Genomic DNA, 13,613 nt, shown 5'->3' on the forward strand with positions numbered 1-13,613 from the left:
TTCACGGCACCGTCCGGCGCATCGGATGATCGGTGGATTCCCATGCGCAACCTGTTCATGTCAGCCAAGAAGCTCGGTGTTGGTGCCGCGCTGGTATTCGGCCTGCTGGCCTCTGGGGGGACAGCGCAGGCTGCGAACCCGTTCGAGCTGAATTTCTGGCTGTCCGGGCCACGCTATGACGGCAATGTTGCCCCTTGCGAGAGGGCCTTGCCCGTCATCAGCTATGAATTCCACGAGAAGGAAGCCACCTTCTGGAATTCGCCTCTGGTGATCACCGGCTACGACCGGATCCACGAGACTGCATTCCGTCCCTGGCAATCCGACAACATTCCGCGTCGCTATTGCTCCGGCAAGGCGATGCTGAGCGACGGCAAGATGCGCACCGTACACTTCTCTATCATCGAGGACGGCGGATTTGCCGGCTCCAGCCAGGGCGTCGAATGGTGCGTTACCGGCCTCGACCGCAACTGGGCTTCCAACCCTTCCTGCAGGGCCGCGCGGCCCTGATCTTCCACCGGATTGGCGAGCCGGCCTCCGCGCGCCACCTGCGCGCGGGTAGATCACGCTTTTGTTCTTGAAATGTTCCGATCGCCTGCTAGGCTCGGAACGGTCGAGTTGGGGGGAGCGTTTGATGCGCCGGTTGGTCACAATTTCCCGATTGCTGGTTTGGATTACGACTGCTGTCCTGTGCACCACCTTCGCGGCGTCGGCTCAGGACCGCCGGCAGAACACCCCGGGCGAGTTCGATTTCTACGTGCTGTCGCTGTCATGGTCGCCGTCCTTCTGCGAGGCGGCGAGCGAGCGCGGCAACAATGGCCGCGGCACCCAGGCCCAGTGCGGCGGGCGACCATACTCCTTCGTGGTGCACGGCCTGTGGCCGCAATATGAGCGCGGTTTCCCGGAATATTGCCAGCGTCCCTCGCCGCGGCTCGCCCGCGGCATCATGACCTCGATGCTCGACCTGATGCCGGCCCCCGGGTTGATCTACAACGAATGGGACAAGCACGGCACCTGTTCGGGCCTCGGCGAACGCGCCTATTTCGAGACGATCCGCAAGGCGCGTGCCGCGGTGAAGATTCCCGACGAGTTTCTGCAATTGTCGGAGCCGAAGACGATCTCGCCCGACGATCTGGAAGCCGCGTTCATCAAGGTCAATCCGGGGCTCAGCAGCTCGGCGATCGCGGTCACCTGCGACAGCAGGCGGCTCAGCGAGGTGCGGATCTGCCTCAGCAAGGATCTCCAGTTCCGTTCCTGCGAAGAGCTCGATCGCCGCGCCTGCCGCCGCGACGAGGTTCTGATGCCGCCGATGCGCGGCGGCTAGACCTAGCGTCCCGATCATCGCAAGCAGCGTCATCCGCGACAGCTCGACGAGCGCACGAAGGCGGAAGATCGCGGCGGACATGTCGCTGCGCGCGCAATGACGTGGTAACTGCTATCTGATGAACTACCGTCACGCCTTTCACGCCGGCAGCTTCGCCGATGTCATCAAGCACATCGTGCTGGTGCGCATGCTGACCTATTTGCAGGAGAAGCAGGCGCCGTTCCGCGTCATCGATACGCACGCCGGCGCCGGGCTGTACGATCTGACGTCGAGCGAAGCGCAACGCGGCGGCGAATGGCTCACCGGCATCGCGCGGCTGATGCAGGCGCGGCTCTCCGACGAGGCGCTGCCGCTGGTTGCGCCGTATCTCGATATCGTCAGGGCATTCAATCTGAAAGCCGAGTTGAAAGCGTATCCCGGCTCGCCGCTGATTGCGCGAGCGCTGCTGCGACCGCAGGATCGCCTCACCGCCTGCGAGATCGAGCCGACGGCGCGCAAGCAATTGATCGACGCGTTACGGCGCGACACACAGGCGCGCGTCGTGGATCTCGACGGTTGGACGGCGCTCCCCGCCTTCGTTCCACCGAATGAGCGGCGCGGCCTGGTGCTGATCGATCCGCCATTCGAGGCGAAGGACGAGTACGAGCGGCTCGCCAAGGGGTTTGCAGAGGCGTTCGCAAAGTGGCCGACCGGTGCATATCTTTTGTGGTACCCCGTAAAATCACGGAGGGCCACTGACGATCTCGCACACAGCGTTGCCGCGGCAACAGCAACGAGTCGGTCAGCCGGCAAATGCTTGCGTTTGGAGTTCAGTGTGGCACCGCAGGAGACAGGCGGCAGCCTTGTTTCTACGGGGCTTTTGATAGTGAATCCGCCATGGACGCTGGCGAACGAATTGAAGATCATCCTGCCCGAACTCGAGAGGCCACTTGGGCAAGGCGGCGCAGGCCGCTTCAGACTCGAAACGCCTAAACCTTAATCCAGCGGCCCACTGAAAAGTGGAATTTGAGCGTAGTCAATCTGCGCGGAAGCGTATTATGCTCGTCCTGTTACGACTGGCTTTACGTTCCGCTTCCGCGAATGGTTGCGGCGGAGTGACAAGGCCGAAATAAAATCCAGGCAGACTGGCGGCGTGACGCCGGCCTGTTCAGGTGGCCAAGCTTCCGACAAGCGAATGTCGGTCAACCGCTACGCGGCGTGCGCGTAGCGGTGGAGCAATACGGGGGAGGAGTTTCCCGATGGCCATGACTGGGACAGTCAAGTTCTTCAACGGAGAGCGTGGCTACGGCTTCATCAAGCCTGATGATGGCGGCCGCGATGTATTCGTTCACATCACTGCCGTCGAGCGGGCAGGCTTGAAGGACCTGACTGAAGGACAGCGCATTACATTCGAGGTCGAGCCGGACAAGAAGGGCAAGGGCCCCAAGGCGGTCAACCTGGTGGTTTCATCGTGAGTGCGCGCGTGATCCAAACAAGCGGAAGCCGAGTTTCCGGAATGGATCATGCACAAATGAAAGACCTGAGATCGCGATTGCATATGATCGCATCATGATCCCGGGCTCACGACGAAAGCGGAATGAAGCGTTGCGTGTGAGCTGCCTGCCGAGCACACGACCCGTGCTCGCTGCGTGATTGCCTGCATGATGCGGCCGCCGGACGCGGACTCCGCAAAGTGGCAATGCGCGGTCGACCGAACGCCCTGACCGTCAGCACAAAAAGAAACCCGGCCGCGCGAGGCGCAGCCGGGAGTTGGTGGTCGACGTTTTCTTGTTCTCAGAAGTGATAGTTGATGCCGGCGCGGACCAGGCTGAAGCCATAGCCGTTCGCCGCACCGCCGGTGAGCGCGAAGTTGCTGGTAGCGATATCGACGTAGAGATATTCGACCTTGGCGCTCCAGTGCGGGGCAAAACCCATTTCGGCGCCGGCGCCGACGGTCCAGCCCGCATTGGTGTGACTCTCCGACACGCCGAAGGTTTCGCCGCGCAGTTCGCCGAAGGCGAGACCGCCGGTTCCGTAGAACATCACGTTGTTGAACGTGTAGCCGACGCGGCCGCGTACAGTGCCGAACCAGGGATTGGAGAACTTCCAGGGCGCGAACGTATCGTCGGCGGCCGACGCCTGGATATCGCCCTCGATGCCGAACACCCAGGGCGTGCCGTTCTGAAAGTTGTAGCCGGCCTGGACACCGCCAGCGAAGCCGGAGGGCCTGGTCGGGTTGTTGTCGATCGAACCCCAATTGTAGCCGACGTTGCCGCCGAGATAAGGACCCGCCCAGCTATAGGCATTGAGCGGCTGGTAGACCGTGTAAGGCGATCCGTAGCTGAGATCGGCGGCCGCCGCCGAGGTCGTCGAGCCTGCGACGATCAGCGCCAGCACGCGCAAAACCAACCGGGTCATCGGTACTCTCCACCACGCAACTGCCGTGCCGGGCCGGGCTTGAGCGACCGGCAAGGTTACGGAATTCCACTTTTTTCGCTAAATCTTATCGAGAGTTTTAAGTTAAAGGGCTGTTAAGGGCGGTTACCGCCCTCTTAACAGTCTTAACGAGACGTTACGCGCGCGCCCCGGCGAGGCGCGCAGGACCAGTAAGCCCCTGCAATCGGCTCCGTTTTCCAGCGCTGCCGGCGCTGGCGACCGGCCGCTCCAGCGCTTAGTTTACGCCCATGGTTCACGATTCTCCCGAACGTCCGACGCCGCCGCTCCCACAGCCGCGCCGCCCTGCAAAATCCGACCTGCCGCAGGACGACCGGGCGCTCCAGACGGGCGACGTCGATCCTGAAAGCTCGGCTGCCGACGAGGACGACGAGGCACGCCTGCCCGACACGGAGGATGCCGTCGAGGCGGTGGCGGAGGGCACGCTCGCGATCGGGCATACCGCTATCGAGAATGCGGTCCGCCTCGCCCCCACCTCGCCCGGCGTCTACCGCATGCTCAACGCCGTCAACGACGTGCTCTATGTCGGCAAGGCGAAGAACGTCAAAAAGCGGCTGTCGTCCTATGCGCGGGCCAACGCCCCGCTGCCGGCGCGCATCCTGCGCATGATCGCGGCGACGACACAGGTCGAGATCATCTCGACCACGACCGAGACCGAGGCGCTGCTGCTCGAGGCCAATCTGATCAAGCAGCTCCGGCCGCGCTTCAACGTTCAGCTGCGCGACGACAAGTCGTTCCCTTACATCTTGATCACCGGCGACCATTGGGCGCCGCAGATCCTCAAGCATCGCGGCGCGCAGAGCAGGCCCGGGCGCTACTTCGGTCCGTTCGCATCCGCCGGCGCGGTGAACCGCACCATCACGGCGCTGCAGCGCGCGTTCCTGATCCGCTCCTGCACCGACGGCTTCTTCGAAAGCCGGACGCGGCCGTGCCTGCTCTACCAGATCAAGCGCTGCTCCGGCCCCTGCACGCATGAGATCGATTTCCCCGGCTACAGCGAGCTGGTGCGCGAGGCGACCGAGTTCCTGTCGGGCCGCAGCCACGCCGTGAAGGAACTGCTCGCAGCCGAGATGGAGAAGGCGTCCGGCGAGCTCGAATTCGAGACCGCGGCACTTTACCGCGACCGTCTCGCCGCATTGTCGGCGATCCAGTCGCAGCAGGGCATCAATCCGCGCACGGTGGAAGAGGCGGACGTGTTCGCGATCCACCAGGACGGCGGCTATTCCTGCGTCGAGGTGTTCTTCTTCCGCACCGGCCAGAACTGGGGCAACCGCGCCTATTTCCCGAAGGCCGAGAAGACCTTCACACCCGAGGAGGTGTTGTCCTCGTTCCTCGCGCAATTCTACGACGACAAGCCGCCGCCGAAACTGATCCTGCTGTCGCACGAAATCGAGGAAAGCGGGCTGCTCGCCGACGCGCTGTCGGTCAAGGCCGGCTACAAGGTCGAGGTCTCGGTCCCGAAGCGCGGCGAGAAGAAAGAATTGGTCGGCCACGCGCTCACCAACGCGCGCGAGGCGCTCGGCCGCAAGCTTGCGGATACCGCGACCCAAAGCCGGCTGCTGGAGGCCATGGTCACCACGCTCGGCCTGCCGCACGCGCCGAAGCGGATCGAGGTCTACGACAACAGCCACATCCAGGGCACCAACGCGGTCGGCGCGATGATCGTGGCCGGACCAGACGGCTTCATGAAGAACCAGTACCGCAAGTTCAACATCAAGTCCGAGGGGCTCACACCCGGTGACGACTACGGGATGATGCGCGAGGTGCTGGAGCGGCGCTTCAAGCGCCTGCTGAAGCCGCCGGAGGATGGCACCGCCAAAGCCAAGGGCAACGACAAGGCGGACGACGATTCGTTCCCGCAATGGCCCGATCTCGTGATCATCGACGGCGGCCGCGGCCAGCTCAACGCGGTCGGGGAGATTTTCCAGACCCTCGGGCTGACCCAGGTCTCGCTGATGGCAGTCGCCAAGGGGCCGGAACGTGACGCCGGGCGCGAGACCCTGTTCATGCCGGACCGCGAGGCCATCAAGCTGGAGCCGCGGGACCCGGTGCTGTATTTCATCCAGCGGCTGCGCGACGAGGCTCACCGCTTCGTCATCGGCTCGCACCGCAAGCTGCGCAAAAAGGACATCCGCGAGGCCGGCTTGCAGGAGATTCCCGGCATCGGTCCGTCGCGCAAACGTGCCTTGCTGCATCATTTCGGAACGCTCAAGGAGATCGAGCGGGCCTCGATCGCCGACCTCGGTAAGGTTCCAGGCGTCAGCGCCGAGAGCGCCCGCAAGATTTTCGAGTTTTTCCACGCCCAGCCGGGTTAAAGGAAGGCGGGTCATCACCGCGTCGCCTGCGACGGACCATCTTGGGTACGCACTGTTGACCTTCTCGCTTCAGCGGTATTGGTAGGACGGATGAACATCGCGACGACCCGGGGACAGCCCAAGACCATGTCCCTCCCGAATATCCTCACCTATGCGCGGATCGCCGCGATCCCGGTGGTGATCGGCTGCGTCTACTGGCAGTCGATCCTCGACGGGCCATTGTGGCTGCGCTGGGTGGCGCTGGCCGTGTTCATTGCCGCCGGGGTCACCGACTACCTCGACGGCTATTACGCCCGGATCTGGGACCAGCAGTCCGCTTTCGGCCGGATGCTCGATCCGATCGCCGACAAGCTCCTGGTCGCCTCCAGCCTGCTGATGCTGGCCGCGGACAACTCGATTCATGGCTGGACGCTGTGGGCGGCGATCGTGATCCTGTGCCGCGAGATCCTGGTCTCGGGCCTGCGCGAATATCTCGCGGGCCTGCGGGTCAGCGTCCCCGTCACCAAGCTTGCGAAGTGGAAGACGACGATCCAGCTGGTGGCGATCGGCTTCCTGATCGCGGGCGAGGCAGGCGAGCAGGTTTTTCCGCCGACCACCCTGATCGGCATCGTGCTGTTGTGGATGTCGGCGATCTTCACGATCTATACCGGCTGGGATTACTTCCGCGCCGGCATCCATCACCTCATCAAGGAGGATGAGGGATGAAGGTGAAGTATTTCGCCTGGGTCCGTGAACGTGTCGGCAAGGCGGAAGAGACCGTCGAGCCGCCCGCCGAGGTGCGCACCGTCGCCGACCTGATCGGCTGGCTTTCCGCACGCGACGACGCTTACGCCTACGCCTTCGAGAAGCCCAAGGTGATCCGCGCCGCGATCGATCACGCCCACGTCAAACCGGACGCGATGATTTCCGGCGCGCGCGAGATCGCGTTTTTCCCGCCGATGACCGGCGGCTAAGATAGCGTTTCAAGCGAAGTGGATCCCGGTTCGCGTGAACAAAACGCGTCACACAAAAGCAGCCCGATGACTGTGTCAGCGACCATCCGTATCCAGGAAGCCGACTTCGACGTCGCGCAGGAGATTGCGGCCCTGAGCAAAGGCCGCACCGATGTCGGCGCGGTCGTCAGCTTCAGCGGCATCTGCCGCGGCAGCGAAAAGGGCGAGCCGATCGCAGCACTGACGCTCGAACACTATCCCGGCATGGCGGAAGCCGAGATCAGCCGCCACGCCGACGAGGCGCTGGCACGCTGGCCGTTGCAGGGCCTCACCGTCATTCACCGCTTCGGTCGTATCGAGCCGGGCGAGAATATCGTGCTGGTCGTGACGGCGTCCGCACACCGCCAGGCGGCGTTCGAGGCGGCAGAGTTCCTGATGGACTATCTCAAGACCAACGCACCGTTCTGGAAGCGCGAGGAAAGCGCGGGCGGCACGAGCTGGATCGAGGCGCGCGATCATGACGACGCGGCCGCCGCACGCTGGACCAAATCCTGATGGCAAAACGCAGCAATGTCCCCGCGAGGCGCAGCCCTGCTGCGCCGAAGGCGCCCAAGGTCGGCGCCAGCGAGCTCCACACCCTGTTCGATTTCCTGCGCTACGCAGTCAGCCGCTTCAATGCGACAAAACTCGCATTCGCGCACGGCACCACCGATCCGGTGGCGGAAGCCGCCTTCCTGATCTGCGAAACGCTGCATCTGCATCCAGACCAATTCGAGACCTTTGCCGCCGCGCGTGTCACGGTGGCCGAGGGCAAGCAGATCCTCGACCTGATCGAGCGCCGCATCACGACGCGCAAGCCCGCCGCGTATCTCGTCAACAAGGTCTACATGCGCGGCCTACCCTTTTATGTCGACGAGCGGACCATCGTGCCGCGGTCCTTCATCGGCGAACTGCTCGATTCGCATTTCGGCGGCGACGAGGACGGCACCTCGCTGATCGGCGATCCCGCCGAGGTCGAAAGCGTGCTCGACCTCTGCACCGGCTCGGGGTGCCTTGCCATCCTGGCCAGCCGCAATTTTCCCAATGCCGCGGTTGACGCCGTGGACATTTCAAAGGATGCGCTCGAAGTCGCCGCGCGCAATGTCGCCGACCATGGTCTCGAGGATCGGCTGACGCTCCACCGCGGCGACCTGTTCAAGCCGCTCGGCGACAACAGTTACGACCTCATCATCTCCAACCCGCCCTATGTCGATGCCGAAGGCATGGCGTCGCTGCCGCGCGAATGCCGCGCCGAGCCAAAGCTCGCCTTCGACGGCGGGCCCGACGGGCTCGATATCGTCCGCCGCATCCTCGATGAGGCCAAGCGGCATCTCACCCCGCAGGGCGGCCTGCTGTGCGAGATCGGCCGCGGCCGCGACAATCTCGAAGCCGCCTACCCGAACCTGCCGCTGCTCTGGCTCGACACCGAGGAGTCCGAGGGCGAGGTGTTCTGGATCGCCGCCGCGGATCTGTGATCCGGCCCTGCGGTTGCGCAAGGGCGCAGACACGGATCGCGCGGAAATCGTGGGCAGTTCCAGCCGGTTCCAAACATCGCTGGCCCGTCGAATCAACAATGGTGCTAAACTGCTGCACTGGGGATAATCGGAGAGAGGGCGCGGGCGCGCGACATGATTCGCATTTCGACGATCTTCATTGCCATCTGCATGGTGCTGGTCGCGGTCTCGCTTGGCTTCGTCCTGTATTCGGTGGCGGGCATCAGCGGATCGGAATCGGCGATCGTGGCGCTCACCGCCCTCACCTTCCTGATCCTCTACAACGCGGTCTCGATGCGGCTGCGCGACCGCAGCGACGTCGGCAGCCAGATTGCTGATCTGTCGCGCGGCACTGCCGACCTCGCCCGCCAGGTCGCCGAATTCGGCCGGCGGCTCGCCGCGATCGAGGGCCGAGTCGCCTCGGCCAACTCAACCAGTTCCGACCGCATGCAGGCGATGGTCGGCGAGATCAACGAACTTGGCGGACTGGTCAAGCAGCTCGCTGCGTCCGTCGCCCACCATGAGGACCTGCTGGCGGCTGGTCCGGTGACACAGACGATCGCTTCGCCGCGCGACGATCTGTGGCAGCCGGCCGCACCGCCTCCGGCCGTCGCCGCAGCAATTCCTCAACCTCCGGCGGCGCCGGTCGCCGCGGTCCCGCGAAGCCAAGCCCAGCTGCTGGGAGCGATCAAGAGCGCGATCGAGGAGAATCGCCTCGACGTCTACCTGCAGCCGATGGTGACGCTGCCGCAACGCAAGGTGCGTTACTACGAGGCGGTGATCCGGCTGCGCGATGAGCAGGGCCGGATCGTGGCCGCCGAGGATTTCATCGGCGTCGCCGAGGCCGGCGGCCTGATCGGCCGCATCGACCACATGGTGATGCTCCGCTGCGTCCAGGTGCTGCGCCGCCTGATGGTGCGCAACAAGGATGTCGGCGTGTTCTGCAACGTCTCGGCGGCGACACTGGCCGGTCCGGCGAGTTTCACGCAGTGCCTCGATTTCCTCGAGGCCAACCGCGCGCTGGCGCCCTCTCTCGTGCTCGAATTCAAGCAGGCGACGTTCCGCAATCTCGGCCCGGCCGAAAGCGAAAACCTCGCAGCCCTGGCACAGCGCGGCTACCGCTTCTCGATCGACCATGTCAGCGACCTTCGTATCGAGCCGCGCGAACTCGCCGACCGCGGCGTCCGCTTCATCAAGGTCCCGGCCGCGCTGCTGCTCGACGCCAAGCAAGCCGCGACCACCGACATCCATCCGTCCGACCTCTCCGACCTGCTCGGCCGCTTCGGCATCGACCTGATCGCCGAGCGGATCGAGGGCGAGCGCGCCGTGGTCGACCTGCTCGACTACGATGTCCGGTTCGGCCAGGGCTTCCTGTTCGCGCCACCGCGGCCGTTGCGGCCGGAGGGGGCATCTGCTACCGCCGAGGCTCCGCAGACCACATCCCAGGACCTCAATGGCGCCAGCAATTCAGCAACTGCTTCGAGCACCGCAACGCCGCCGCGCACGACCGGCAATGCCGCGCTGGCGCGCCGCGTCGTCGGCCCGGGCTAACCGGCAGCCCGCATCATGACCTCGTTGCGTTTCGTGGAGCGGTTGCGCGACCTCGTCGACGGCGTCGACGTCGTGCTGTCCGACATCTGGGGTGTCGTGCACAACGGACTCGAATCCTTTCCCGAGGCCTGCGAGGCGTTGCACACCTTCCGCCAGCGCGGCGGCACCGTCATCCTGATCACCAACGCACCGCGACCGGCCGATTCCGTGCAGCGGCAGCTGCGCAAGCTCGGCGTCGCGGACGAGACCTATGACGCTATCGTCTCCTCGGGCGACCTGACCCGGCATTTCGTGGCCGACCATCCCGGCCAGAAGATCTTCTGGGTCGGCCCGGAGCGCGACAGCTCGATCCATCGCGGTCTCGATGCCACCTTGGTGCCGCTGGAGCAGGCGGATTACATCATCTGCACCGGCCTGTTCGACGACGAGACCGAATCCGCCGAAGACTATCGCGAGATGCTGCTGAAGGCGCTCGCGCGCAAGCTCACGCTTGTCTGCGCCAATCCGGATATCGTGGTGGAGCGCGGCGACCGGCTGATCTACTGCGCCGGCGCGGTTGCCGAACTCTATCGTGAGCTCGGCGGCGAGGTGATCTTCTACGGCAAGCCGCACCGGCCGATCTATGAGCGCGCCATGGCGCTCGCCGCCGAGCGCCGCGGCCGGACGACCGAGTTGTCGCGGGTGCTGGCGATCGGCGATTCCGTGCGCACCGATCTTGCCGGCGCGCACGGCTTCGGCATCGATCTCTTGTTCGTCACCCGGGGCATCCACTCCGAGGAGTTCGAGGGCATCGAGCAGCTCGACCCGGCTTCGGTGAAGGAGCTGTTCGGCCATCCGCCGCGTGCGCTGATCCGCGAGCTGAAGTGGTAGCGGCCAACTCCGCAGGGGCGTCCTGCCAAAATATCGAAAACAACCCCATGCAAAGGTGCCGGCGGCGGCCGACGTTCGACCAGGCAAGTTGACACGTCGGGCAACTCAGGAATATTCTTCCAATATTCCGAAATCGTGCAGACGCCCCTCGCCGCAGAGCTATCGTATTATGGCATTTGCGAGCTTCTGCAGCCGACGTTTCCACGTCTTTCCTAAAGCGCGATGAGATTAGGTTGAGCTGAAAGCGGCGTCGAAGGTTCACCTCTCCTTTGGGAGAGGTCGATTTGCGCAGCAAATCGGGTGAGGGGTTACGATCTATCGAGAGACCGAGAGCCCTCACCCGGATTGCTGCGCAATCCGACCTCTCCCCGGCGGGGAGAGGTGATCCGAAACCTTGGCGAGCCGATTCAACCAAAATTCATCACGGTCTAGCGAAAAACAACACGCCCGGGACAAGCCCGGGCATGACGAGATTTTCCGTTGCTACGGTGGATGGGCGTCTTACGCCGTCGCCATATCAGGGAAGACCGCCTCGATCTTGGTCTTCAGCGTGGCGGCATTGAACGGCTTGACGATGTAGTTGTTCACGCCGGCCTTCTTCGCCGCGATCACGTTCTCGGTCTTGGATTCCGCCGTGATCATGATGAAGGGCGTGGTGGCAAGATTGGGATCGGCGCGGACTTCCTTGAGCAGCTCGTAGCCGGTCATCGGCTCCATGTTCCAGTCGGAGATCACCAGGCCGTATTTCTTGCCGCGCATCTTGTTCAGCGCAGCCGAGCCGTCCGATGCGTCGTCGATATTCTCGAAGCCAAGCTGTTTGAGAAGATTCCGGATGATGCGGATCATGGTGCTGTAGTCATCAACCACCAGAACCGGCATGGACAAATCAACCGCCATCTTTTCCCCCAAACGACGCAAATTACGCTTCTGCGCGACCCGCAGCTTTCCAAGCAACGACTAACAGCAGGCGTTAAACAGCGCGTTAACCCGCTGGAACCGGATTGTTACGGATTTGATGCAATCTTCGCCCGCTTGACTTCCAAGCCGCCGACACGTCACGGTCCCGGCCGCAACGTTCATGCTTAAGAATCCTTGAAGAATCCCTGAAATGAGCACTGCTTTTACTGTTATCCGCGACAACACCCCGGCGAGTGCGATCCCGCGGGGCGCCGTGGTCGCGATGGGCAATTTCGATGGCGTCCATCTCGGCCACCGCGCCGTGATCGGTGCGGCGATGGCCATGGGCAAAGCCCATGGCAGGCCCGCGCTGGCCGTAACCTTCGAGCCGCATCCGCGCAGCTTCTTCAGCCCGAACAGCCCGCAATTCCGCCTCACGGACGAGACCAACAAGCTGCGGCTTCTCGCAGGTACTGGGCTCGCCGGCGCCGTGGTCATGACCTTCGACAAGGCGCGCGCCGGCACCACGGCGCAGGACTTCATTCACCGCGACCTGATCGAACGGCTTGGCATCAGCGGGATCGCGGTCGGCTACGACTTCCATTTCGGCAAGGGCCGGGTCGGCTCGCCGAGCCTGCTCGTCAGCGAGGCGCCGCGGCTCGGCATCGAGGTCGACGTGCAGGCGCATGTCGACATCGAGGAACGCCCGGTGTCATCGAGCGCGATCCGCATGGCGCTTGCCGAGGGCCAGGTCGCCGACGCCACCACCATGCTCGGCGGACCGTGGTTCGTTACGGGCGCGGTGATCCATGGCGAGAAGCGCGGCCGCGATCTCGGCTATCCCACCGCCAATATCCGCCTCGACAAGCATTGCGGCCTGAAGCATGGCATCTATGCGGTGCGCGTCGGTCGCGGTTCGGAACGGTTCGACGGCGTCGCGAGCTTCGGCCGCCGCCCGACCTTCGACAACGGCGCGCCGCTGCTCGAGGTGTTCCTGTTCGATTTCAAGGCCGACCTCTACGGCAAGGTCCTTGATGTCGCATTCATCGGTTTCATTCGCGAAGAGCTGAAATTCGACACCATCGAGGCGTTGATACGCCAGATGGATGACGACAGCGCCAAGGCGCGCGCGCTACTTGCCGCAGCGCCGGACGCGTTCCCGAAGCTCGGAGTGATTGGTTGAACAGGACTGAAAAGCAGAAAATGCTCGCGGGCGAGCTCTATCGCCCGGATGCCGAGCTCGCCGCCGACCACACCGCAGCAGAACAATGGATGGCGCGCTACAACGCGTCCGGCGCCGCGCAGGCTAGCGAACTGCACGCGCTGCTCGCCGTGCGCTTCCGCCGGGTCGGCAAGGATGCCGTGATCCGGCCGCCGTTCTTCTGCGACTACGGCACCAACATCAGCCTCGGCGACGGTGTCTTCCTCAACTTCAATTGCGTGATCCTCGATGTCGTCGAGGTGACGATCGGCGATCGCACCCAGATCGGGCCGGCGGTCCAGATCTATACGGCCGACCATCCGCGCGACGCCGCGACCCGACGCTCCGGGCTCGAATTCGGCCGCCCGATCCGGATCGGCAGCGACGTCTGGATCGGCGGCGGTGCCATCATCCTGCCCGGCGTCACCATTGGAGACGGCGCCCTGATCGGAGCCGGCAGCGTGGTGACGCGGGACGTCGCGCCCGGCGCGACCGTGGCGGGCAATCCTGCCCGACCGCGGGCCGCCTAGCGCGGGAGGAAGTTAGGTTGAGCTGGAGCGG

The 13,613-nt window shown here is 64.2% G+C and carries 15 protein-coding genes; 13 read left to right on the plus strand and 2 right to left on the minus strand.

Features of this window, described 5'->3' with window-relative positions; genetic code table 11:
• Positions 1-42 precede the first annotated feature (42 nt).
• From AS156_RS08110 to AS156_RS08125, 4 genes are all read left to right on the plus strand, one after another.
• Positions 43-507, plus strand: a complete 465-nt coding sequence (locus AS156_RS08110) for a hypothetical protein (protein ID WP_066502372.1) — start codon at positions 43-45, stop codon at positions 505-507.
• Between the two features lie 124 nt (positions 508-631).
• Positions 632-1,321 carry a ribonuclease T2 family protein gene (locus tag AS156_RS08115; protein ID WP_066502375.1) on the plus strand — a complete coding sequence of 230 codons (690 nt, stop codon included), beginning with the start codon at positions 632-634 and terminating at the stop codon, positions 1,319-1,321.
• Between the two features lie 118 nt (positions 1,322-1,439).
• The gene (locus AS156_RS08120; RefSeq protein WP_066502377.1) at positions 1,440-2,300 is read left to right on the plus strand and encodes a 23S rRNA (adenine(2030)-N(6))-methyltransferase RlmJ; all 861 of its coding nucleotides are present in this window, start codon (positions 1,440-1,442) and stop codon (positions 2,298-2,300) included.
• Between the two features lie 259 nt (positions 2,301-2,559).
• The gene (locus tag AS156_RS08125; protein ID WP_066502379.1) at positions 2,560-2,775 is read left to right on the plus strand and encodes a cold-shock protein; all 216 of its coding nucleotides are present in this window, start codon (positions 2,560-2,562) and stop codon (positions 2,773-2,775) included.
• A 319-nt stretch (positions 2,776-3,094) separates the two neighbouring features.
• Here AS156_RS08125 and AS156_RS08130 read toward each other — a convergent pair whose 3' ends face one another.
• Positions 3,095-3,718 carry an outer membrane protein gene (locus tag AS156_RS08130; RefSeq protein WP_066502381.1) on the minus strand — a complete coding sequence of 208 codons (624 nt, stop codon included), beginning with the start codon at positions 3,716-3,718 and terminating at the stop codon, positions 3,095-3,097.
• Positions 3,719-3,984: 266 nt separating this feature from the next.
• Between AS156_RS08130 and uvrC the strand changes: the two genes are divergently transcribed.
• The 7 genes from uvrC to AS156_RS08165 all read left to right on the plus strand — a co-directional run bounded on the left by uvrC (position 3,985) and on the right by AS156_RS08165 (position 10,954).
• A complete protein-coding gene (gene uvrC / locus AS156_RS08135; RefSeq protein WP_066502397.1) occupies positions 3,985-6,069 on the plus strand; it encodes an excinuclease ABC subunit UvrC in 2,085 nt (694 codons plus the stop codon).
• 90 nt (positions 6,070-6,159) lie between these two features.
• The gene (gene pgsA, locus AS156_RS08140; RefSeq protein ID WP_066502402.1) at positions 6,160-6,774 is read left to right on the plus strand and encodes a CDP-diacylglycerol--glycerol-3-phosphate 3-phosphatidyltransferase; all 615 of its coding nucleotides are present in this window, start codon (positions 6,160-6,162) and stop codon (positions 6,772-6,774) included.
• Positions 6,771-7,022, plus strand: coding sequence for a molybdopterin converting factor subunit 1 (gene moaD / locus AS156_RS08145; protein WP_066502404.1), 252 nt, complete (start codon positions 6,771-6,773; stop codon positions 7,020-7,022). The genes pgsA and moaD overlap by 4 nt, the downstream gene beginning before the upstream one ends.
• Before the next feature lie 66 nt (positions 7,023-7,088).
• Positions 7,089-7,556: a molybdenum cofactor biosynthesis protein MoaE gene (locus tag AS156_RS08150; RefSeq protein WP_066502407.1), complete on the plus strand. Its 468-nt coding sequence runs from the start codon at positions 7,089-7,091 to the stop codon at positions 7,554-7,556.
• Entirely contained in the window at positions 7,556-8,515 is a 960-nt protein-coding gene (gene prmB / locus AS156_RS08155; protein WP_066502409.1) for a 50S ribosomal protein L3 N(5)-glutamine methyltransferase, read from the plus strand. The genes AS156_RS08150 and prmB overlap by 1 nt, the downstream gene beginning before the upstream one ends.
• Positions 8,516-8,668: 153 nt before the next feature.
• The gene (locus AS156_RS08160; RefSeq protein ID WP_066502414.1) at positions 8,669-10,084 is read left to right on the plus strand and encodes an EAL domain-containing protein; all 1,416 of its coding nucleotides are present in this window, start codon (positions 8,669-8,671) and stop codon (positions 10,082-10,084) included.
• A 15-nt stretch (positions 10,085-10,099) separates the two neighbouring features.
• Positions 10,100-10,954, plus strand: coding sequence for a TIGR01459 family HAD-type hydrolase (locus tag AS156_RS08165; protein ID WP_066502422.1), 855 nt, complete (start codon positions 10,100-10,102; stop codon positions 10,952-10,954).
• 501 nt (positions 10,955-11,455) lie between these two features.
• On the opposite strand, the gene AS156_RS08170 is transcribed toward AS156_RS08165, so the two are convergent.
• Entirely contained in the window at positions 11,456-11,851 is a 396-nt protein-coding gene (locus tag AS156_RS08170) for a response regulator (protein WP_066502425.1), read from the minus strand.
• A gap of 211 nt (positions 11,852-12,062) precedes the next feature.
• Between AS156_RS08170 and AS156_RS08175 the strand changes: the two genes are divergently transcribed.
• Together AS156_RS08175 and AS156_RS08180 are read left to right on the plus strand one after the other, a co-directional pair.
• The gene (locus tag AS156_RS08175; RefSeq protein WP_066502428.1) at positions 12,063-13,034 is read left to right on the plus strand and encodes a bifunctional riboflavin kinase/FAD synthetase; all 972 of its coding nucleotides are present in this window, start codon (positions 12,063-12,065) and stop codon (positions 13,032-13,034) included.
• Positions 13,031-13,582: a sugar O-acetyltransferase gene (locus AS156_RS08180; protein WP_066502429.1), complete on the plus strand. Its 552-nt coding sequence runs from the start codon at positions 13,031-13,033 to the stop codon at positions 13,580-13,582. The genes AS156_RS08175 and AS156_RS08180 overlap by 4 nt, the downstream gene beginning before the upstream one ends.
• Positions 13,583-13,613 lie beyond the last annotated feature (31 nt).

This window comes from Bradyrhizobium macuxiense (genome assembly GCF_001542415.1).
Lineage (GTDB): Bacteria > Pseudomonadota > Alphaproteobacteria > Rhizobiales > Xanthobacteraceae > Bradyrhizobium > Bradyrhizobium macuxiense.

Bases quoted from the DNA above. Each gene is read 5' to 3' on its own strand.
- AS156_RS08125 (WP_066502379.1), top strand. From the start codon at position 2,560: ATGGCCATGACTGGGACAGTCAAGTTCTTCAACGGAGAGCGTGGCTAC.
- AS156_RS08115 (WP_066502375.1), top strand. From the start codon at position 632: ATGCGCCGGTTGGTCACAATTTCCCGATTGCTGGTTTGGATTACGACT.
- AS156_RS08120 (WP_066502377.1), top strand. From the start codon at position 1,440: ATGAACTACCGTCACGCCTTTCACGCCGGCAGCTTCGCCGATGTCATC.
- AS156_RS08150 (WP_066502407.1), top strand. From the start codon at position 7,089: ATGACTGTGTCAGCGACCATCCGTATCCAGGAAGCCGACTTCGACGTC.
- AS156_RS08160 (WP_066502414.1), top strand. From the start codon at position 8,669: ATGATTCGCATTTCGACGATCTTCATTGCCATCTGCATGGTGCTGGTC.
- pgsA (WP_066502402.1), top strand. From the start codon at position 6,160: ATGAACATCGCGACGACCCGGGGACAGCCCAAGACCATGTCCCTCCCG.
- AS156_RS08130 (WP_066502381.1), bottom strand. From the start codon at position 3,718: ATGACCCGGTTGGTTTTGCGCGTGCTGGCGCTGATCGTCGCAGGCTCG.
- uvrC (WP_066502397.1), top strand. From the start codon at position 3,985: ATGGTTCACGATTCTCCCGAACGTCCGACGCCGCCGCTCCCACAGCCG.
- prmB (WP_066502409.1), top strand. From the start codon at position 7,556: ATGGCAAAACGCAGCAATGTCCCCGCGAGGCGCAGCCCTGCTGCGCCG.
- AS156_RS08110 (WP_066502372.1), top strand. From the start codon at position 43: ATGCGCAACCTGTTCATGTCAGCCAAGAAGCTCGGTGTTGGTGCCGCG.
- AS156_RS08165 (WP_066502422.1), top strand. From the start codon at position 10,100: ATGACCTCGTTGCGTTTCGTGGAGCGGTTGCGCGACCTCGTCGACGGC.
- moaD (WP_066502404.1), top strand. From the start codon at position 6,771: ATGAAGGTGAAGTATTTCGCCTGGGTCCGTGAACGTGTCGGCAAGGCG.
- AS156_RS08175 (WP_066502428.1), top strand. From the start codon at position 12,063: ATGAGCACTGCTTTTACTGTTATCCGCGACAACACCCCGGCGAGTGCG.
- AS156_RS08170 (WP_066502425.1), bottom strand. From the start codon at position 11,851: ATGGCGGTTGATTTGTCCATGCCGGTTCTGGTGGTTGATGACTACAGC.